Source organism: Thermosporothrix sp. COM3 (assembly GCF_059696735.1).
In genome coordinates, this window is sequence record NZ_AP019376.1 from 1,534,184 (window position 1) to 1,554,183 (window position 20,000).

General features: G+C 51.7%; 15 protein-coding genes and 1 pseudogene. 5 read left to right on the plus strand and 11 right to left on the minus strand.

Going from position 1 to position 20,000, the window contains the following annotated elements; genetic code table 11:
* The first annotated feature begins 70 nt into the window (after positions 1 to 70).
* Positions 71 to 1,402: a pentapeptide repeat-containing protein gene (locus KTH_RS06620; RefSeq protein ID WP_497617361.1), complete on the plus strand. Its 1,332-nt coding sequence runs from the start codon at positions 71 to 73 to the stop codon at positions 1,400 to 1,402.
* A gap of 483 nt (positions 1,403 to 1,885) precedes the next feature.
* Complete coding sequence (locus tag KTH_RS06625; RefSeq protein WP_497617363.1) at positions 1,886 to 3,031, plus strand: site-2 protease family protein; 1,146 nt, start codon at positions 1,886 to 1,888, stop codon at positions 3,029 to 3,031.
* Positions 3,032 to 3,064: 33 nt separating this feature from the next.
* On the opposite strand, the gene KTH_RS06630 is transcribed toward KTH_RS06625, so the two are convergent.
* The 7 genes from KTH_RS06630 to KTH_RS06660 all read right to left on the minus strand — a co-directional run bounded on the left by KTH_RS06630 (position 3,065) and on the right by KTH_RS06660 (position 12,671).
* Positions 3,065 to 4,441 (minus strand): sugar porter family MFS transporter, encoded by a 1,377-nt coding sequence (locus KTH_RS06630; protein ID WP_497617365.1) that lies wholly within the window; start codon positions 4,439 to 4,441, stop codon positions 3,065 to 3,067.
* A gap of 236 nt (positions 4,442 to 4,677) precedes the next feature.
* A complete protein-coding gene (asnB, locus tag KTH_RS06635; protein ID WP_497617366.1) occupies positions 4,678 to 6,510 on the minus strand; it encodes an asparagine synthase (glutamine-hydrolyzing) in 1,833 nt (610 codons plus the stop codon).
* Positions 6,511 to 6,769: 259 nt separating this feature from the next.
* Positions 6,770 to 7,225: a MarR family winged helix-turn-helix transcriptional regulator gene (locus KTH_RS06640; RefSeq protein ID WP_111321936.1), complete on the minus strand. Its 456-nt coding sequence runs from the start codon at positions 7,223 to 7,225 to the stop codon at positions 6,770 to 6,772.
* 193 nt (positions 7,226 to 7,418) lie between these two features.
* Complete coding sequence (gene abc-f / locus KTH_RS06645) at positions 7,419 to 9,083, minus strand: ribosomal protection-like ABC-F family protein (protein ID WP_111321934.1); 1,665 nt, start codon at positions 9,081 to 9,083, stop codon at positions 7,419 to 7,421.
* 445 nt (positions 9,084 to 9,528) lie between these two features.
* Complete coding sequence (locus tag KTH_RS06650; RefSeq protein WP_111321932.1) at positions 9,529 to 10,611, minus strand: hypothetical protein; 1,083 nt, start codon at positions 10,609 to 10,611, stop codon at positions 9,529 to 9,531.
* A gap of 157 nt (positions 10,612 to 10,768) precedes the next feature.
* Positions 10,769 to 11,767: an LLM class flavin-dependent oxidoreductase gene (locus KTH_RS06655; RefSeq protein ID WP_111321930.1), complete on the minus strand. Its 999-nt coding sequence runs from the start codon at positions 11,765 to 11,767 to the stop codon at positions 10,769 to 10,771.
* Positions 11,768 to 11,828: 61 nt separating this feature from the next.
* Positions 11,829 to 12,671 carry a PadR family transcriptional regulator gene (locus KTH_RS06660; RefSeq protein ID WP_111321928.1) on the minus strand — a complete coding sequence of 281 codons (843 nt, stop codon included), beginning with the start codon at positions 12,669 to 12,671 and terminating at the stop codon, positions 11,829 to 11,831.
* Positions 12,672 to 13,692: 1,021 nt separating this feature from the next.
* Between KTH_RS06660 and KTH_RS06665 the strand changes: the two genes are divergently transcribed.
* Entirely contained in the window at positions 13,693 to 14,730 is a 1,038-nt protein-coding gene (locus KTH_RS06665; protein ID WP_111321926.1) for an FTR1 family iron permease, read from the plus strand.
* Between the two features lie 48 nt (positions 14,731 to 14,778).
* Here the strand turns inward: KTH_RS06665 and KTH_RS06670 are convergent, their stop codons facing one another.
* Together KTH_RS06670 and KTH_RS06675 are read right to left on the minus strand one after the other, a co-directional pair.
* A complete protein-coding gene (locus tag KTH_RS06670) occupies positions 14,779 to 15,645 on the minus strand; it encodes an effector binding domain-containing protein (protein ID WP_497617367.1) in 867 nt (288 codons plus the stop codon).
* 176 nt (positions 15,646 to 15,821) lie between these two features.
* Positions 15,822 to 16,631, minus strand: coding sequence for a uroporphyrinogen-III synthase (locus KTH_RS06675; RefSeq protein ID WP_497617369.1), 810 nt, complete (start codon positions 16,629 to 16,631; stop codon positions 15,822 to 15,824).
* A 266-nt stretch (positions 16,632 to 16,897) separates the two neighbouring features.
* Between KTH_RS06675 and KTH_RS06680 the strand changes: the two genes are divergently transcribed.
* On the plus strand, positions 16,898 to 17,188 hold the full coding sequence (locus KTH_RS06680; RefSeq protein ID WP_497617370.1) for a hypothetical protein: 291 nt from the start codon (positions 16,898 to 16,900) through the stop codon (positions 17,186 to 17,188).
* A 30-nt stretch (positions 17,189 to 17,218) separates the two neighbouring features.
* Positions 17,219 to 17,650 (plus strand): annotated as a pseudogene (locus KTH_RS06685) (carbon-nitrogen hydrolase family protein); the annotation flags it as partial.
* A 353-nt stretch (positions 17,651 to 18,003) separates the two neighbouring features.
* Here KTH_RS06685 and KTH_RS06690 read toward each other — a convergent pair.
* Positions 18,004 to 18,522: an isochorismatase family protein gene (locus tag KTH_RS06690; protein WP_497617372.1), complete on the minus strand. Its 519-nt coding sequence runs from the start codon at positions 18,520 to 18,522 to the stop codon at positions 18,004 to 18,006.
* A complete protein-coding gene (locus KTH_RS06695; protein ID WP_497617374.1) occupies positions 18,503 to 19,912 on the minus strand; it encodes an MFS transporter in 1,410 nt (469 codons plus the stop codon). The genes KTH_RS06690 and KTH_RS06695 overlap by 20 nt, the downstream gene beginning before the upstream one ends.
* Positions 19,913 to 20,000: the final 88 nt, after the last annotated feature.

The following is a 20,000-nucleotide window of genomic DNA, read 5'->3' on the forward strand; positions in this document are numbered from 1 at the left end:
AGGAAACGTTTATTACTCTGGTAGGCGTAAAAGCATTCTGCCCTCTTCCATGATGTCTAAGGAGTGATATATGCAAAAACGCATGACCTCTCACAAACAAGCTCAAAGAATGACTCCTGACGACGTTGCTGAATATCTTCTCAGTATTCAAACAAAGAAAGCGATAAAGAAGAAAACGGACTTCTTTTACTTAAACAGCATTGTTACAGCTAAGCAGCTCTTGACTTTTCTTATCATCTTGCTCATCATAGGGCTCATCAGCTTTGTTCTCTGGCGTATCTATCAATCTTTATCTGTCGTCTTCATTCCATCCCTTATCATCATTCTATTTTTCGTGCTCAAATGGCTTGGCAAGCGGCATCTTTGGACTGGCTTTCACAACAAAACACTCTGGGATATACTGAAGGATTTTTCGATCCCCATCATCCTGGCCGTCGCCGCCATCAGCGTTACTACTGCCCAGAACGAGATACAGGCGTTCCAGGTAAAAGTACAGGAAGAGCAGGTACAAAATGAAATATTGCAGGACTTCAAGAACAGTATCAACGACCTGATCTTGCATGAGGGGCTGCTACAAGCAAACGAGCGTGCACGTCACAGCGCGCTTAACATCACGTTACTCACGCTGAGACTCCTGGACAAGACACATCACGAGGAATACAAAGGGCAGGTTGTGCTTTTCCTCTACGAATCGAAACTTATCTATAAAGAAGCGCCTATTATTTCGCTCCGCGAAGCAGATCTTTCGCGGGCAGATCTCGCCAATGCAAAACTAGAGCGAGCTGACCTCTCAGGAGCGAATCTGAGCGAGGCGAATCTGACCTCTGCCTTATTGAGCACGGCTGATCTCAGTGGGGCCAATCTCACCAAAGCTAACCTGAACCATGCAGAGCTTTTACATGTAAATCTAAACTATACGAAATGTGAAGGTACGAACATGCAGTATGCTCGTCTCACGGACGTAAGTGCATCTTACAGTAACTTCTCACACACAACACTCACTGATGCTGATCTTCGCAATGCTCAGTTTTTCTCCACCATCTTTACGGGTGCAATGGTGCAGCGAGCCCTGTTGTCACAAAGCGTGTTGACGAGTACAAAGCTTCAGGGAGTCGACCTTGAGGGCGCGATCCTCACCAGAGCTGACCTCTCCTACGCAGATCTCACCAAAGCTAACCTGAAGGATACAGATCTCAGAAAGGCAAACCTCGACAGCGCAACATTACAGCAGGCAAACCTGACCGGCGCTAATATACAACAGGCGAATCTGTTCCACACAGATCTGAGTATCGAACAGCTTAACCAGACCGACACCTTGCGAGACAGCATTTGTGGATTCACGCACCCACATTCAACTCATAAACCACCTCTTGAACAGACGACCTGTCCAGTATTCCCATAATTCGCAGGAACCCGTTTGTATGTCATATTGCTTGTTCAACTCGATTCTCCATGTGCCTGAGTGGCTCAGGATTGCGCCTTGCTTTGATGCAATGCTTCTTCTCATTTCAGGGGGCATCATCAAAGCAGACCCGCGTATCTATGCGCTTGCTATGGCTGTATCGAGCTTTCTCCTCAAGGTTGCTTGCTATCGACGGCGATGACAACGGGCTGAAAATAGTGCAGGCAGTTGGTATCACAGCCACAAAAGCAGGGGATCAGAAGCAATTGCCCTGCATGGTAGTTCATCGCACTCCTATGATTACGCTATAGATGCATTGTCTATGCTGGTGAAACGACTCCTCTTCACTCAGGCATTGTGATTTCTTATGCAATGAAGGGCAGAGCGAATCGATCTGCTCTCGAATGATCCCATGCATCATACCTCAACGAGTATAATGACGACAGGAGAAAAAGTGCATAAGCTCAACAAAGGAGTTTTTCTATGCCCGGATCATTTCGCATTGGCACTATCGCAGGGCTTACCCTTTATATTCACTTTAGCTGGTTTATTATCCTTTTTCTGCTGACATTTTCGCTGGCGTTTGGCTGGTTTCCCGCACTTTATCCCGGTCAGTCGATCATCTCGTATCTGTTTTTGGGGCTAATCGCCTCACTCCTGCTTTTTGTCTCCGTCGTGCTCCACGAGATGGCACATTCCCTGGTTGCTCGCTCGCGAGGCTTACCCGTCCGAAATATTGTCCTCTTCATTTTCGGCGGCGTCAGCAACATCCAGGAGGAGCCCCATTCCCCCGGCACAGAGTTTCTGATGGCCGTCGTTGGCCCGCTCGTCAGCCTGATTATCGGCGCGATCTGTTACGGGCTCTTCTACCTGTTTCGTGGAGCACACTCGCCGTTTGTGCCGATGCTGGCCTATCTGGGATTAGCAAACATACTGCTAGGCGTCTTCAATCTGCTCCCGGGCTTTCCGCTGGACGGCGGGCGCGTGCTCCGTTCGATCGTCTGGAAGGCGACGGGAAGCGCCTACAGGGCCACACAAATTGCAACACGCGTGGGTGCGTTCATCGCCTACCTCTTTATTCTCGTCGGCATATGGATCTTCTTCTTTTCGCGTGACCCATTCAACGGGATCTGGCTTGGCTTTATTGGCTGGTTCCTGCTCACAGCCGCGCATGCTTCACGCAATCAGGCCACGCTCGACACACTGGTACAAGGAGCGACAGTAGGAGAATTCATGAAAAAGGATCCGATTACCGTTCCTGCAAATATCTCGCTTCGCAGACTCATTGACGAGTATATTCTTCCACAAGGGTTACGCAGCGCACCCGTAATGCAGGCTGATCGCTTTGTCGGCCTTATTACCCTCAAGGACATTCAACGTGTCCCGCGTGACGATTGGGAGCGTATCCCCGTGGGCCTTGTCATGAAGCCTGTAGAGCAACTTCACACAGTGACCCCCCAACACGGTATCAAAGATGCACTTCCACTCATGTCTCGTCAGGACGTCAACCAGCTCCCTGTACTCGAGAATGGGCAGCTTGTTGGCATGCTGACCCGAGATGCAGTAATACGCTCGCTTGAAATCCGTCAGCAGCTCGGCCTTGAACGATCTGAAAACGCAAGCGGATAATCACATTCCACCGCCATAGCAAGAAGACAGGTTTCAGCGAGGCCCTTGCATCCAGTAATGCTCGATCTGTTCCAGCGTTCGTCCCTTTGTCTCGGGAACGAGCTTTAAACAAAAAATGAAACCAAGCACACTGAGAATCGCGTAAATCCAGAAAGTCCACGTCTGGCCGATTGCATTCACAAGTGAAAGAAAGCTGATACTCACAACAAAGTTTAACAACCAGTTCGTAAATGAACAAAGGCTCGCGCCAATGGCTCGCACACGCGTCGGGAAGATTTCCGCACTCATCAGCCAGAAAACCGGTCCCAGGCTGATCGCGAAGGCAATAATGTAGCAGATCAGCGCGACGAGAATCAGCACGCGCACATGGGAGGCAAACTGCGGTGTAAAGAAGAGTCCCATAAAGAACAAGACGATCGCAAGAGCCGCCGTGCCGATGAGCAACAGGGGGCGCCTTCCCAAGCGATCGACGAGAAAGAGCGAAACGATAGTAGCCAGGACATTGACAACTCCAACAATACTCGTTGCCAGAATTGCACTGCTTGCACTAGGGGCTCCCGCCGCTTGAAAGATAGTCGGTGCATAATAAATCACAGTATTGATACCAACAAGCTGCTGTATAGCTGCAATCCCCATCCCGACCAGCAACGCCCGCCTCAGGCCAGGTTTGAAGAGCTCTCCAGCCCCTATAGCCCGCTGCTCCTCCTCAAGCAAGGATTGATGAATCTCTGCTATACCTCTTTCAGGATCTATACCTTTGATACGCCTCAACACTCGTTCGGCATCCGTCCAGCGCCCTTTGCTGGCAAGCCAGCGCGGTGTTTCCGGGCTCATCAGCATACCCAGGAAGAGAATGATGCCAGGTATAGCGGATGTTGCAAACATCGGACGCCACCCCAGATTGGCGCGAGCAAAGCCCAGATCAGCCCAGTATGAGATAGCGATACCCAGTGTAACCGCTAACTGGTTAAGTGAAACCAGAGCGCCGCGCGACTTTGGTGGCGACATCTCCGAAATATAAACCGGCACCACACTTGCAGCCGCTCCAATAGCCAGCCCAATGATGACACGCCAGACAAGGAAGAAGGGAAAGTTCGGGGCGACAGCAATCAATATTGCACCAATAGTAAACACTACACCCAGTAGTAACAGTGTTTTGCGTCGTCCCAATATGTTATTTATTTGTCCTGCGCCAAGCGCACCTATAATCGCACCAACAAGCACAGAACTGACCGCAATCTCCTGCTGTCCAGGCGATAAATGAAACGTGTCTTTGAGAAAGAGCAAAGCCCCCGAAACGACTCCCGTATCATAACCGAAAAGCAGCCCACCAAGCGCCGCCACCAGCGCCACAAAAGTCGCAGATATGGGTCGTTCAGTACGAGCAGGCCGGGTTACATTTCTACTCATTTTGTTTTTGCCTCCACTATGAATGAACCATTTTCTATTCTCGCACTCGCTCTCACTTCTGAACATCCGCCATGCCCACTTGCATTCTTCCAGGAAAAATGGTTTCCTATCTTCACTATAGCTATCATCTCAACACCGCCTGCCAGCTCGCTTTCTTACGCGACAAAAACAGCAGAAATAAAAAAAGACCGGAAGCCTCAAAAGGATTGAAGCTTTCCGGCCTTCGCTTCCGAAAATCAGACAATGGTCACATGGTAGGAGTCCAACCAGGCATTCGTTTGCAGCAGGTATTCCAGGAATGCCGGGCCCATATCGCTCTGGAAGTTCTCCGCAGGCATTTCAACCAGACGACGAACCAGCGGCACATTCACCAACGAGAGCAGCGGCGCTTCAGGATTATCGAGTACCTGGCGCAAACGCTGCTGAATTCCCTGCACATACCCGGGATGGAAGGTGGAAGGATAGGCGCTCTTCTTGCGTTTCCGCACCTCTTCCGGCAATACGTCGGCCAGCGCACGACGCAGAATGCCCTTCTCCTGTCCATCAATAGTCTTCATCTTCCAGGGGATATTCCAGACATACTCGACAATGCGCTTATCGCAGAAGGGGACACGCACCTCGACACCCGCCGCCATGCTCATTCGGTCCTTTCGATCAAGCAACAACGGCAGAAAATGCGTCAGATTCAGGTAGAAGATCTCGCGCATACGAGCATTCTCCGCGTCCTCACCTGGCAGGCGTGGCACTTCTGCCAGTGCCTCTTCATACCGCTGCTTACGATACTCAGACAGCTTCAGCCGCGCTTCGAGAGCAGGCGAGAAGAGCGAAATCTGTCCCAGATTTGCCTGACGTCCTCGCAGCGCCATCCACGGGAACGTATCTGCCTTTATAGCTTCTTCATGATGGAACCAGGGATAGCCGCCAAACACCTCATCAGCAGACTCGCCCGAGAGAGCAACGGTCGCCTGAGACTTGATGGCCTTAAACAAGAGGTAGAGCGATGTGCTCATCTGCCCCATGCCAGGCCGATCATGCGCATACATAGGAACGAGTGCGTTTTCCAGTAATGCTTCATTATCAACCACGATATTGTGGTGCTCTGTCCCTAGATAATCGACCATCTGCTGTATAAATGGCGTATCAAGGCTTGGCCGAATCAAGCTTCCGTGGAAATGCTGCGCACTCTCTACAAAATCAATCGAATAGCTATGCAGCGTTTTTCCTTCCTGCTTGAAGAAACGCTGTGCCAGTCCGGTAATACCACTGGAATCGAGCCCGCCCGACAACAGTGAGACGACCGGCACATCAGCAATGAGCTGGCGCTTCACGGTATCCTGAAGCAGCGAACGCAAGCGTTCAACTGTCGTATCCACATCATCGGTATGCGGAGCGCTCTGCAACTTCCAGAACTGCCAGATTCGCGTCTGCTCGGGGCTATGCAGCATCGCATATCCCGCACGAAGCTGCTTCACATCGCGAAAGACGGTCTGTCCTGGCGTGTTCACCAGCCCGAACAACTCATTCAGCCCCTCGCTATCCACTTCTGGCTTCACAAGCGGGTTTGCAAGCAGTGCCTTGAGTTCCGAACCAAAGAGAAGCGCACTCCCACGCTGTGCATAGAAGAGCGGCTTGACCCCGAGCGGGTCGCGCGCAAGCAACAAAGTGCGCTTCGGCTCATCCCAGAGAGCAATAGCGAAGATACCATTCAGGCGATCAAGGAAATCGGTACCCCACTCATCATAGGCATGCAGTATAACTTCAGTGTCGGAATGCGTTTTAAAGGTGTGGCCGAGGGTTTCCAGCTCACTGCGGAGTTCACGAAAATTGTAGATTTCTCCATTATAAGTGATAACGTACTCATGGCCGTGAACCGCGTAGTGCATCGGCTGCTTGCCACCGGCAGGGTCGATCACGATCAAGCGGCGGTGAGCCAGCGCGGCATGCTGGGAAAGCCAGGTACCGCCTGCGTCCGGGCCTCGGGGTTCCAGGGTACAGACCATCCGTTCAAGCATTTCATGCTGCTGTCTGAGATCTCGTTCCCAGTCAATCCAGCCTGCAATTCCACACATAATCTCATCCTTTCTTACAGTCTCTCTACAAGCTCTCTTTTCGTAACGCTCGTCCTGACGAGCTTATGTAGGTTCGACAGCCTCCCACACGGATAGTTCGCGCTATCCAGACTGCCAATCGCGAAGAGAAAAAAATATGAAGAAGAATAGAAAGGGAGAAATAGAGTAAACACTTCTAAGAAGTAGAAAATGCTTCAGTCAACATAATATTCCTTCTCTTCCCTGAGTGTATCAGATCGCCGCTCCTTCGCCGATCTTTCTACTGGTCCTGCTTTGTCTCGTCGTTCGCTGGCGTCAGCAAGCGCACCAGCACCTCAAGCGCCATACAGAGCTGCTGCCGCTCGTCGCTCCCTAGCGACTCTATCCACTGCCCTACATGCTCCTTCTGCCCTTGCCGCAGATTGCTGATAAGCTGTTCACCAGCCGAAGTTAATGAAACCAGCGTATAGCGCCGATCGAGCGAAGATTCAATACGCTGCACCAGTCCAGCCTGTACAAGTCGATCGATCTGCTGGCTTGCTGTCGGAGCGCTCACCCCGAGGGCCTGAGCCGCCTCACTGACAGGGAGCGAACGTTCATGGAAGAGCAACAAAAGCATCTTCATCTGTGCCAGCGTAATATCAAGCGCCAGCCAATCTTGAAGCGTGGGACGCTGCATCATACGTAGCACAGCATGATACAGGTGTATAAGCTCATCCACAGAACGGGGATTCATATACGACTCCTTAAGCAACCGAGCCTACGATCATCGATACTGTATAAAGAATCGTACCTTATTCATTAGTTTCTGTCAAGTAGTTAGAAGAAACCAAACTATTTCACCTCAACTAAAGGATGAGCTTATACCAGCTGCATAAGTAATCGACAAAGTAGCCGTAAAAAAAGAGCAGGGGCAGGAAATCCTGCCTCTACTCAAGCACCGATACGGCCTCCTGACGCGAAACCCGCTGCTCGGCAATCGTCCAGGTTTCACCTCCAAAGCGCTGTAAAAACCAGCGATCATGTGAGATCACCAGCACCGGGCCCGGAAAGCTGACAATTGCTTCCTCAAAAGCCTCCAACACATCAAGGCTGATAAAGTTGGTGGGCTCATCCAGCAACAACACATTAGGATCAGTCGCCATCAAGCGAGCGATTTCCAGTTTGCGCCGCTGGCCGATACTGAGCTGTCCTATCTGTTTTTGCATATCTTCCAGCCTGAACAGCCCATACCCGATAAGCTTGCCAATCAGCTCACCCTCAAAACCTACCTGTCCCTCGCGATAGCTCTCAAGCACCGTCTTCTTCAGATCGAGCGAATCCGGTTCCTGAGGAAGATAACCGATACGCGCTCCTGGAGCCACACTGATCGAGCCCATATCAGGCCGCTCAAGGCCCAGAATGAGCTTGAAGAGCGTGGTTTTACCGATCCCATTTGGACCAACAAGCGTAATGCGCGCCCGCGGCCCGATGCTTGCTGTAAGATCGCGAAACAACAGACGCCCATCGAACTGCTTACCAACCCCCTCAAACCGGATCACCTCCTGTGACTCCATCGGCTTCGATTTAAAGTATGAAGTGACGCGCACCAGTTCGGGCGGCTTGGGGACAGGATTCTCCTCGATCCGCTTCAGGCGCTCCTCCGCCTCATGAATATCACGAGAAACCGCCTTATCGACGCGCTGTGAAAAGAAATGCACCGCGAACTTATCGTTATCTCGCCTCGGTCGATAGCTATGCCCGATATGCTTCCCCTTCTCCTTGATCCGCTTGCGCAGCTCCTTTATCTCTTCCTGTTGTTGCTCATAATCTTCCTGCCACTTCTGCCTATCTGCCGCCTTTTGCTCGACATAGGCGTCATAATTACCGACATATGTCTTGATGGTTCTTTTATATTCATCAAGCTCAAAAATCGCATTCACAGCTCGATTCAAAAACTGGCGATCATGTGAAACGATCAATGCCGCTCCATGATAGGCCGCAAGGTAGCTCTCAAGCCATTCCAACGACGTGACATCCAGATGGTTTGTCGGCTCGTCGAACAACACAATATCTGGAGCACGAAGCAGCAACGCCGCCAGCCCAACCCGCGCGCGTTCGCCGCCTGAAAGGGTGCTTACATCCCGATCACGCGGCAGATAGGAAAGGCGTAACCCATCCAGAATAGTGGAGATCTTATGATCGAGCTCATAGCCTCCCTGATCCTGAAAGCGCGTCGTCACCTGGCTGTATTCTTCCAGCAGCTCCGCAAGCCTTTGCTCGTCCGCAACCGTCATCTCAGCCTCAAGCGCGTGCATCCGCTCTTCCAGGCGACGCAAGCTGCCAAGCGACTCATAAATCAGATCATCGATGCTCTGGCCATAAAAATCGGGGGTCGTCTGAGGCAGGTAGCCAACCTCAACAGAAGGTCCATAAGTGATAGAGCCCTCGTCCGGCTCCTCTTGCCGCATGAGCAAACGGAGTAGCGTCGATTTCCCCACGCCATTCGGACCAACAAGCCCTATATGCTGACCTGCATTGACAACAAATGACACATCCTGCAAGATCGTGATTGCCCCATACGACTTGCTCAAATTCTGAACAGTTAACAACATCTATTGCACCTCAAGCTTTTCGTACATCTTCATCAGGAGAAAAAAGGAATATCTTGAGGTTCCGTGCTCATGCTGCTTGTGGGGAAAGAAATGGTTATTGAGTGGACAGGCGCGTTTTTTCCGTAAACACGAGCACAGAACCAGGTATCAAACGCAAGCAACCAGCATAGCACGAGACAATATGTGCAAATGAGAGGAGTTGCGTAGATCTTACCTGACTGTGTAATCCATGTTTACAGTGATACGCTCCTTTTAGAGAGGATAAAAAGCGCAGTGCCGACAACGACACATACGCCGAAGTTCTATTTCGCTATACAGTATACGCAAAATGCTGATCTTTGTCAAGAGGCAATTCGTGAAACCACTGCATACCCTGCTGATGACCTATGAGAAGCGGCTTCGCCCCATACGGGATGGAACCAATCAAGCGCCAGATACGAGAAATTTATCCCTGATCGCCCTCATTAAAGATCCGCTGATAGAGCGAGCGTACAATGCGCGCCTGTCTTTCACCGCTTGCCGCATAATTACTCAAACCGGGAACAGCATTCAATTCTAGAATACTGTAATCGGTCTCGGCCCGCTCCACATCAGCACAGGCAAGATCAACCCCACAGAAACGCAGTCCCATATCGGCCACCAATCGCACACAAAATGCGCGCCAATAAGGATGCAGCCGCTCGGTGTAATCCTCGACCTCACCACCTGCACAGAGATTCGAGACATCATGCAGTTGATAGAGCTGACCCACAGGTAAAATCGTCTCCAGGCTCATCTGATCACGCTGCAAGCGCCGTATGATCCGACTGTCTTCGATATCAAAGCGCCGCGCTCGTCCAAGCTGAAGCCATTCAGCCTGTTTGCGCTGAAGCAGCGCCCGAATAGGAGAAACGCCGTCACCTTGCACGGTAAGCGGGACACGGCGATAGCAGGCCACAACCTCATCTTTGTACACGACCACCCGATAATCAGGCCAGTTCACCGCCTGCTCTACCAGAAATAGTTGATAGTCAGCAGACTGATATTCGCCTACTATTTCAGCGAGATCTTCTCTCCTGGCACATCGATTGACGCCTTCTCCCTGTCCTTTCGAGATTGGCTTGAGATAGCATGGAAAACCTATTTCCTGCTCAATTGCTGCTCCTACCTCATCAATAAAGGTTTGAAAGTCGCCCTGAAACGCCTGCTTCTCGATCTGTTGAAAATAATCGGGGAACAGGAAAACACGGCCTTGCGGGGTATGGTAGCCCAGTTGCCTGAGAAAATATTTGGTATACCCCTTATCGAGCGCGATTTCGCTTGCGCCAAGCGAGTTCAGGTGCAGCCTTGCCCCCCGAAACAGCACAACAGCGCCCGAGTGATAGACAATGCGTCCGACATAGCCATAGTCGGGCTCTAGATCAATCTCCCGCACGTTTGGGAGCTCTCCAGCAGTAAAGAGCTCTAGCAGCACTCTTGTCACAAACGGAAAGCGCGGCTTTTGCTGAATGGCAGCGGGTACAGGCTCATAAGGCCGTAGTTTTACCATAGACCAACCATCTACCTACTTCAAAATTGGATAGTCAAAAATGTGGAATGAAGCCTCTTCCATTCGTAAGTATAGCACATTTCGGTCTTCAGAAGACACGCACCAGCGAGCGATGGGCTGTATTCCGAGCGCATCGCTCGCTGGTTGCTCTCAGCGCTCACTTTGCCTGGAGCAGTGGGAGCACCTCAGACGTGATTCGCTCAAATTGTCGTTGCTGCTCAAAGCCAGTAATCCGCAAAATGGGGTGAGTGACCCCGGCATCAAGCAGCGTCTGAAGCCGCTCGGCACACTGTTCAGGCGAACCAGAGGCCAGCCAGTAGTTTTCCAGGAATTCACGTGGATAATCTTCACCATAATAGCGCTTCAAGAACTCCCGGCTCTCTTCATAGGCCGCGTCACGATCCTCATTGACATGGATATTATAGGTCAAACCTACCTCAAAATCGGTGGGCAGCACGCGCCCCTCCTCTTCCGCATACTGGCGAATGGATTGCAACCCGGCAGCGATCGTCTCAGGTGTCCCGACAGCAGTCATCCAGCCATCCGCAAACTTCGCCACCCGCCGCATGGCTCGCTCCATCAATTTTGGTCTGGAGAGATTGAAATCCGAAACGATCCAGACCGGGACAGGTTGTTGAATGGGGCGCGGCTGTACCGTCACGTTCCGAAACTGCGTGTAGACGCCCTCATAGCTGACCTGCTCCTGCGATGAGAGCAGCCGAAGGATCTCAACAGCCTCTTCCATGCGCTTGCTACGCGTTGCTGGATCGATGTGAAAAGCCTCATATTCCTCATTGAACTTGCCACCACCATGCACATTGCGCCCCTGACAAGCAATGAAGATCGTACGTCCGCCCGAAAGTACGTCCAGACTGCACCATTGATACGCAAGCAGCAAAGGGGGGCGCAGCGGCGTACTGGCAAAGCAGGCAGGGCCAATCCGAACACGCTTTGTCACCGCCGCCAGCGCTCCAAGCAGCACCAGCGCATCAACACGCGGCTTGGCAAGAATCGAATCACCTACCCAGACCGAAGCCCACACCTCGGCCCTGTCAGCTTGCTGTGCCATTGACAGCATCTCATTGACGTTCGAGGCTCCAATCATTACCCCTCGGTTGGTCAGAAGCAAGCCAAAGCGTGCATTTCGTTGTGTCATACTCTATAGAACTCCTTTGTGCAAAGTAGTTTGATTAAACTAGTACGGTAAAAAAAATTATTCAGGAGAGATCGGGATCAAGCATGTGAATAGCATCCTGATAGGCACGTTCGATAGTATCAACGCGCATTTGATAGCCGCCCCGAGCCTGTTCCGCATCCACACCAGACGCAAGCAAATGCTCGAACTCCTCCCATGCATGCTCCAACTGCCGTACGTAGGCAGCATGAGCCTTCTCCACCTTCGCAATATCCGCATTGAACGTGTCATATGCCTCTCGCAAGGCTTCACTGGCCGTAGAGTGCTGCTTTTCTCGCCACTCATAGCGGCTGTCACCCTGAATACGCCGAATCGTTTCGCGCAGCCACCAGATATCAGCCTGGAGCCGCACAACATTGTGATCAATCATCAATTGTGCGTAGAGGCTCTCACTTCTCGCAGCGCTATCAGCCTCTTTATGCGCCTGCTCGACGACACGGCGATGAAACCGTTGCGTGGCTTCCATTGCAATCAACGCAGCATTCATCATATCTAGCTGATGCTGCAAGCGAGCAAGCACTTCCTCACGTGGAAGCAGAAACGCAAAGGCAAGCGCGGCATCAATCGGGTCATAGGTACGTCGAGCCTCGGCGTCGTCCAGCGCGTTCCGAAGCAGCTCGAACAGATATGAGCGCCCACTCTCGGTAATGCGATAGATGTGCCGATCAGGATAATTTCCCTCCCGCTCTACCGTTTCTTCTTCTATATACCCTTCTTCACGCAGTTTGCGTAAATGATAGTACAGCCCGCCACCGCTCAATCTGATATAATCCGCAAAGTGCTGACGTGCGATGCTCTGCTTCAGTTCGTAGCCATATTGAGGCCGTTCAGCCAGCACACCCAGGATTACCAGACGATAGCTCATAACATCCTCCCTTTGCTGTACAGATTTGCTCTGACTGGTTTGCCCAAACCAGTTTGTTGATACTTCACATACTTTACTCTACCGGCGGCCCTGCTGTCAAGGGTCCTATCTTGTGAAGTACTCCGGCCCTAGAAGAGCGGGGCTTCTACGCAGGTTGCCCCGCGTCGGACGCTTCCAGCCCTAAAGACTTCCGAAACCGCCATTCGGAGCGGAAGCGTTCACTATTCCAAACAAGCAAGCAATGCCCGAGCTCATGAATGAGTGTCGCCTTTTTTCACATCATACGGATAGTCACTCAGATGCAACGGATGCGAATAGCTTATCCCTCATAAACGGTTGCTTCAATCTCGTGCTCTAACATGAGCAGGCCGCTTGCCTCCTCCATTTGAGCAATTATATGCTCGCCTTCTTGCTCCCAGATGCTCCGATACTCACCGACAGCCGGTGCATAGCGTGGAGCTCTGCCAGAAACCGAACTTGTACGTGTAAAAGTCTACTTCTTCCATACATATTGCTATTTATAGCACAAATCACTATACCACAGGCAGGTATCTCTTTTTCCAGCAAAGAGCTTGACATATTCTCCAAAATGCGTACATCTTTTTCTTGCTATTTATAATAATGCTGAACGCGCTTCTGTAGCGTGTTTAGCCCACAGATAGGGTTCAGTAATTTCTCAGTTTCTTCTCAGAAATGGGAAAAATTGGTCACTTTAGGTCTTGCTAATATCCGACCTGTCAGGTATGATATCAGTGAACCGAAGAGAAAGTCGGACCAAAGAGAGAGGTATAGAGTAACCTCAAACTCCCTGAAGCACGTCCGGACATCACCTAGATGCTTTCAGCCGGTTCAAAAGCTGAGGCTATACACACAGGCGCTTCGATCCTGTCTATGGAGTATTCAGAAGCGCACATATTTACGTCATCACATACGGTTGTCGTATTCGATCGTCGGATGTTCGCCAGGAGTCAAAGGAGCTTCTGGCACAGGATCATAAACGGTAAGAGGAAGAAACGAAAAAATGAGCGCTTTCTTGAAGAACTATTTTACAAACAAGCCCTGGAAGGCCGTATTTCAACTTGTTCTGCTTGTTGCCGGTCTTATCATTGTCGGCGCGCTTGTCTGGCAGGGTATCAATGCCGGTGGCGTCCCTGATCCTACAGCCGCACACCTGAGTGAAGGTGCAGTCATCTTGAACACCGGCCTGCTTGTCTTCCGTGAAGGGCTTGAAGCAATTCTGGTGCTGGCAGCCATTACCGCGAGTTTCGTTGGCAAAAAACAGGGGTACCGCCGCCCTATTGCAGCAGGCGCCGGTATCGCGTTCATCGCCTCAATTGCCACATGGTTTATTGCAATCGCTGTTATCAGCTCTATCAATGCTCCTGCACTCGATATTCAAGCGGCAACGGGCCTGCTTGCCATTGTTGTTCTCCTCGTCATCATGAACTGGTTCTTCCATAAGATTTACTGGACAGGCTGGATCTCCATGCATAACAAGCGCCGCCGCGAGCTTGTCGGGCAGGCAGAGAAGCAACCGACCAACACGATGCTTGGTCTGGCTCTGCTCGGTTTCTCGGCGGTCTATCGTGAAGGATTTGAAGTGGTGCTGTTCCTGCAAAGTCTGCGGCTTCAGGTCGGCTCTCTGGTCGTCCTTGAAGGGGTTGCTGTCGGCCTGTTCTTCACGATCATCGTCGGCTGTCTCACCTTCCTGGCAAATCAGAAGCTCCCCTACAAGAAAATGCTGATCTTTACTGGTATCCTGCTTGGTATGGTGCTTATTGTGATGGTCGGCGAGAGCGCTCAGGAGCTGCAACAAGCCCACTGGATTACCACAACGCCGGTCAATCTTCCCATTCCCGAGTGGATGGGCGTCTGGTTCGCCGTCTTCCCAAACGTAGAATCGCTCTGTGCTCAGGCGGTTGCCGCAATTCTGGTCATCGGCTCCTACTTCGTCTCGCAATATGTTCAGATCTGGCGACCGCGCAAGCTCGCAGCGCTTCGTCAGCAGAGTACAGCCGAGGTTGCGCCAGCAGACACAGCCAACGCAACCGGTGCATAAAGACAGTCTTTGGAGAGGGTGGGCGCTCGCTCATCCTCTTCTTTTTATTTATTGAAGCGGTATATAGATAATCACATGCACTCCACTCGAGAAGTAATTGTGACAGACGTCTGTTACCTCAAAATCGGGCCCCTCTCTTCGCTCATAATGAGAATGAGGCAACCACGTCCCATAGATATAGCGTCGTACATCCTGCGCCTCATCCAGCGGACCAACCTTGAACATTGCATATTTTCCCCCGGGAACGACAAAGGGAACCAGGCCCTCAACCGGCTCTGGATCAACGCTTGATACCTCTTCTCCGATCAGAAAAGAAAAGGACTCGTCATCCGCAAAATGACACGCCACGCCATATGCCAGATCGGGTTTTGCCCGGTTCGGAATATGTAAATAGTGTTCGTTAGCGCCAAAGTCATTGTAGAATCGGGGAATGTCCTGGAAATACTGATCGTTATCCAGCGTCGTTCTGTACTCGCGACCAACAAGCTGTATGTCATCCAACAGAAGTATTTCAGGCTTTTGCATCGTAACCTCTTTTCTCATATACTGCCGATAATCCAGAAAGCGGGCTCGCTCCCTCCCCCTCAAAGGCACATCCATCTTGCGATATGCCAACGGAGAACACGAGAAATAACGCTCAAATGCTCGTGTAAATGCCTCTTGCGATCCATATTGATAAGTAATCGCTATATCCAAAAGCGTTCTCTTTGTTTCTCTCAACGCTTTTGCTGCTTCCGTCAACCTCCTTTCACGAATGTAGGCATAGACAGAAAATCCCGATATAGCCCGAAAAAGTCGCTGAAAATGAAATGCTGAAAAGCAGGCGGCTGAGGCAATATCAGTGATTTTCAACTCTTCCTGCAAATTCTCCTCTATAAAATCAATCGCGTTCTGTATTCGTCGAAAGTAATCCATCGTTGCCCTCCCTGTGCCCATTTTCCCAGATACCGCAGCGCTTCGCTTGATAATCCGTGCTCTTTTTAGAAAGAAAGAAGAGAAAAAAATACAGCATGCTTCCCTCTTGCGAAAGCATGCCACGCCCTATTGCTCTTTGAATAAACAGATGCTTTTTCTACAGTATGTGATAATCGCTACCCCATATACTGAGCCAGCGCCTTCACCAGATGCCCCATCTTGGGATGATCCGGGACGACATGCGGTCTCACACCATACTGATTCAGCATAGCGGTACAGACAGGACCCACGGAGCCAACAATGACCCGCTCATTGAGCGCCTGTATCAGTTCATTCTCCCGTGCCTCTTCTTGCGCGATCAGCAGCAAATGCCGCACCTGCACCTGACTGGTAAACACGATCGCATGTACATCACCCGCTATCAGCTCGTGAACCAGCTTCCGAAGCGGCCCGGTATCCTCAGGAAGCTGCCAGACATAGAGACAGAGTTCGTTCACTGCTGCCTCGCGTTCCCGCAACGCCCGAACCAGCGCCTCGTTTCGCTCTCCATGATGGAGCAATGCCACACGCTTACTCCGCATCTCAAGCCCCTTCATAGCCTCTAACAATGTCTCAGTCGTATGGGGAGCAGGAGCCTGCAACGCGACCGGGACATCATGCTTTTTCAGCACTGCATACGGCTTGGGACCACGGCAGAACACCTGCATTTGTCGCAACGCCTCCAACAGCGCTGGAAGCTGACCGCGCTCCTCAGCCGCCTGCAATAGCAACGAAGCGCTTTTTCCGGTCGAAAAAATCACAATATCTGCCTCTTTATCAAGCAGCAAGCGGATGAAAGCCTCAATCTGACCCTCATCCTGCACGGGGAGCTCACGCACAGACGATACACTGTACGGCGTTCCTCCAAAGCGACGGATCAGATTCGCCATCTCGTCTGACATGCGCGATTCCAGGAGCGCAACCGTCGCCTCATGGAAACCCACCATGTGCTAACCTCCTTGTCTGGTTACAACACTACTTCTGTTTATCCACAGTATAACCTCTGTTGTCGTACCGCGTACAGCAGCCATCCGGAAATGCGCTATTACTTGAATGCTCTCCCCTCCCCATTTCAGTACCTCTGCATCTATCAGGCTTTTTATTCTCTCCGGAAAGCAACTAGCCAATCGTCCTATTTCCTTCGTATCCATAGATATTGTATGATATGGTTCAGATTATAATGCTTTAGAGCAAGGAAAGCGAGTAAAGAGACATGCGCGTAACCGTTTGCGAACTTCCGGACGAGCGTAGTACCTTTGAAGCCGCCTGGGAAGCGTTGGTAGCTTATGTCAAAGAACAAAAGAGTGATCTGGTTCTTTTACCCGAGCTACCGTTCTCGTCCTGGTTTGCCACCACGCCCGACTTTGACGCGATCATCTGGCAGAGGGTCCAGCAAGAGCACGATGCCATGATGAAACGCCTGCCGGAGCTGGCTCCTGCTACTGTCCTCAGCACGCACCTGCTGATCGAAGAAGGGCGACATCTCAACCGGGGCTTCGTCTGAACACCAGAGGACGGCTACACCGGCGTTCACGATAAATACTATTTCCCTGACGAAGACCTGTTCTACGAGCGCCGCTGGTTCGATCGCAACCCGCAGGACTTTACGCCTGTTCGCGTTCGCGATATGGTTATCGGCTTCATGATCTGCACCGAGGTCATGTTCACGGAATGGGCCCGCCACTATGGCAGACAGGGAGTGAATATCCTGGCAGTACCACGCGCCACACCTCCTCATGCACGCTGGGAGGTTGCACCGCGCATGGCCGCTATCTCCTCGGGCGCCTTCGTCATTTCGTCGAATCATGCTGGCAATCAGCTCTTCGGTGGCCGAGGCCTGATTATTGATCCAGATGGTGAGATCCTGGCCGAGACATCCCGTCAAACTCCCTTTGTTACAGCAGAAATCGATCTGGAAGTAAGCGCACAGGCAAAGAAAACCTACCCTCGCGACGTTCAGGAATAATCGTTCTGTGAGAGAAGGAGCCTATTCATAGCTCTTTCTCTCCTGAAATACTGCATACTTCTGATAGAGAAAACCTCTCCTTTTTTTATTCAGCCTGCCCCCTATTTCAGTAATAGAGCTGGAGAGCAACCCACCGGACAAAGAACCTCCCTGGTATGGTACGCTATCTGGCTTCCCAGGCCGCATTACAGTTCAGGCAGTGTAGCCATATAATCGAGTATGTCATCCTTTTTGCAAAATGGCGTTCCTTTTCTGACAATATCTGGCGTCATCCCTGCCAGATGGGGACCCGGATGCCCGCATTCCTGGATGTGCCAGAAAAAAAGAAAGGGGCCCCCACGGAGCCCCGCTTGCTAATCAAGCTGTTTTAACGCTTCAAGCACCGCATCTGTCGTCACAACCTGCCCCATACGGGGAAAGATCTTCTGTACGCTGTTCTCATGCGTTTCAACGCTTCTATCGGTCATTGCATCCTCAGGGAAGATCAGTTGATAGCCGAGGTCGTACGCCTCCCGCGCCGTCGACTCCACACCAATAGCCGTCGCGATGCCGCCAAGCACAATCGTCGTTACCCCGCGCTCCCGCAATTGCGCATCCAATTCCGTATTGATGAATGCGCCCCAGCTATGTTTTGTCACAACAATATCCTCTTTGTGCTTCTCAAGCACCAGCTCCGCTTGCTCCGGGCCGATCGGCCCGGTTATCACACGCACAAGGACAACTGGAAGATTACGTGCACGAAAGCCCTCCGCAAGCCGTCTTCCGTTCTCCACCACTCCATCAGCCGGATGCGGCACAGTCGGAAAACGCACAATGCCCTGCTGTAAATCGATCAAAACAAGAGCCGTCTTTCTATCGAGTTGAACGGACATATTCCTTTTCTCCTTTCTGCGTAGATACCTTCTTCACGAGATGATCAGACAGCGCCCGCAATTTCGGATCAATCAGAACGACGATCAAGACCAGCACACTGACTCCTGTCAGGTAGAGCCCCAGGTGGTGTAAGCCAGCATCAGTAGCCTGTTGATGATAATTTATGCTGATCAGGCTCGATGCCAGAATCGCGCCTACATATTGCGATGTGCGGAGCAGGCCAGCCGCCGCCCCCATCTGTGAGGCTGGCGCTTGCAGATACAGCGCATTCTGATTGCTCACGTTGCTCAGCCCGTTTGGGATACCCAGAACCGCAGCTATAAGAGCCAGCAGCCAGAGAGATGCCGTGCTCCCGGCAAACTGCAACAGTCCGGTCCCGATCAGCATAAACAACGCACCTCCAAGCAGCCCGCGCCAGATGACGAGCTTCTTTGTCATCAAGGCGGCGGTCAGCGCTCCCACAGCCGCGACAGGCAGCATTACCAGTCCCGCCATATCCGGTGCCAGCCCTCGCCCCTGCTCGAGCCACTGTGAATACCCATAAAACACCGAGTAGAACACCAGATAGGTTGCAATATAGCGCCCGTATGTCATTAAAAGCCCTCCGTGAGACGCCAGCATCCGGATGTCAATAAAGGGCGTCGTACAGCGCCATTCACGCCAGAAAAGCAGGCCTCCTGTCAGCAAAGCAATCACCAGTGGCCCCCATGCAATGCCGCTACTCAGACGCATCAAAAAGAGCAGCAGCGCGATCATCATGGCACAAAAAAGAGCTATGCCGAGACTATCAAGACTCCTCAGCACGCTCCTGAGATTACCCCTGATCGCCTGCTGATCGCCCGGAAGCCAGAACAGCGCCCCGAGCAGCCCGAGCAGCGTCACCGGCACGTTTACCAGAAAGATTGACTGCCAGCCAAACCAGGTGATGAGGAAACCGCCCACGCTTGGCCCAAATGCCGTGCAAACCTGGCTTGAAATCGTGATGGCGCCCAGAACAACAGATGTTCTGATACCCTCGCCATCCCTCTCGTTACGCCGCACCAGGGCAAGTCCAGAAGGATATGCGGCAGAGGTGCCGATCCCCAGAACGACCCGCGCAGCAATCAACCAACCGAGGTCAGGAGCAAACCAGGCACCCAGGCCTGCAAGACCCGTCAGCACTAATCCGAAACAGAAGACGCGTTTTGGTCCGAGCAAATCCGCCAGGCGGCCCATTGTCGGTTGCGCTACCGAGGTCGCCAGATAAAGCCCGGAAACCAGCCAGGCCGTCGCCTGTGAGTTGACATGATAGGTGGCGCTGATCGGTACCAGGGCTACTGCTATCATCGACGAATTTAAGCCGTTCAGCAGCACCCCCAGGACGATCACCACCACTTGACGTAAAGACATAGGCCATAACTCCTTTCATAGCTGCCTCTCGTCTTCCCTGCCTCAAAGTATATGGCACAATCAACAGGTAGTCAACTGGTTGATTTTT

What these genes read in the sequence shown, in the direction of transcription:
- KTH_RS06630 (WP_497617365.1), bottom strand. Translation starts at nt 4,441, where the DNA reads ATGAGTAGAAATGTAACCCGGCCTGCTCGTACTGAACGACCCATATCT.
- KTH_RS06650 (WP_111321932.1), bottom strand. Translation starts at nt 10,611, where the DNA reads ATGGTAAAACTACGGCCTTATGAGCCTGTACCCGCTGCCATTCAGCAA.
- KTH_RS06660 (WP_111321928.1), bottom strand. Translation starts at nt 12,671, where the DNA reads ATGAGCTATCGTCTGGTAATCCTGGGTGTGCTGGCTGAACGGCCTCAA.
- KTH_RS06680 (WP_497617370.1), top strand. Translation starts at nt 16,898, where the DNA reads ATGCGCGTAACCGTTTGCGAACTTCCGGACGAGCGTAGTACCTTTGAA.
- KTH_RS06695 (WP_497617374.1), bottom strand. Translation starts at nt 19,912, where the DNA reads ATGTCTTTACGTCAAGTGGTGGTGATCGTCCTGGGGGTGCTGCTGAAC.
- KTH_RS06620 (WP_497617361.1), top strand. Translation starts at nt 71, where the DNA reads ATGCAAAAACGCATGACCTCTCACAAACAAGCTCAAAGAATGACTCCT.
- abc-f (WP_111321934.1), bottom strand. Translation starts at nt 9,083, where the DNA reads ATGTTGTTAACTGTTCAGAATTTGAGCAAGTCGTATGGGGCAATCACG.
- KTH_RS06690 (WP_497617372.1), bottom strand. Translation starts at nt 18,522, where the DNA reads ATGTCCGTTCAACTCGATAGAAAGACGGCTCTTGTTTTGATCGATTTA.
- KTH_RS06665 (WP_111321926.1), top strand. Translation starts at nt 13,693, where the DNA reads ATGAGCGCTTTCTTGAAGAACTATTTTACAAACAAGCCCTGGAAGGCC.
- KTH_RS06625 (WP_497617363.1), top strand. Translation starts at nt 1,886, where the DNA reads ATGCCCGGATCATTTCGCATTGGCACTATCGCAGGGCTTACCCTTTAT.
- KTH_RS06675 (WP_497617369.1), bottom strand. Translation starts at nt 16,631, where the DNA reads ATGGTGGGTTTCCATGAGGCGACGGTTGCGCTCCTGGAATCGCGCATG.
- KTH_RS06640 (WP_111321936.1), bottom strand. Translation starts at nt 7,225, where the DNA reads ATGAATCCCCGTTCTGTGGATGAGCTTATACACCTGTATCATGCTGTG.
- asnB (WP_497617366.1), bottom strand. Translation starts at nt 6,510, where the DNA reads ATGTGTGGAATTGCAGGCTGGATTGACTGGGAACGAGATCTCAGACAG.
- KTH_RS06655 (WP_111321930.1), bottom strand. Translation starts at nt 11,767, where the DNA reads ATGACACAACGAAATGCACGCTTTGGCTTGCTTCTGACCAACCGAGGG.
- KTH_RS06670 (WP_497617367.1), bottom strand. Translation starts at nt 15,645, where the DNA reads ATGGATTACTTTCGACGAATACAGAACGCGATTGATTTTATAGAGGAG.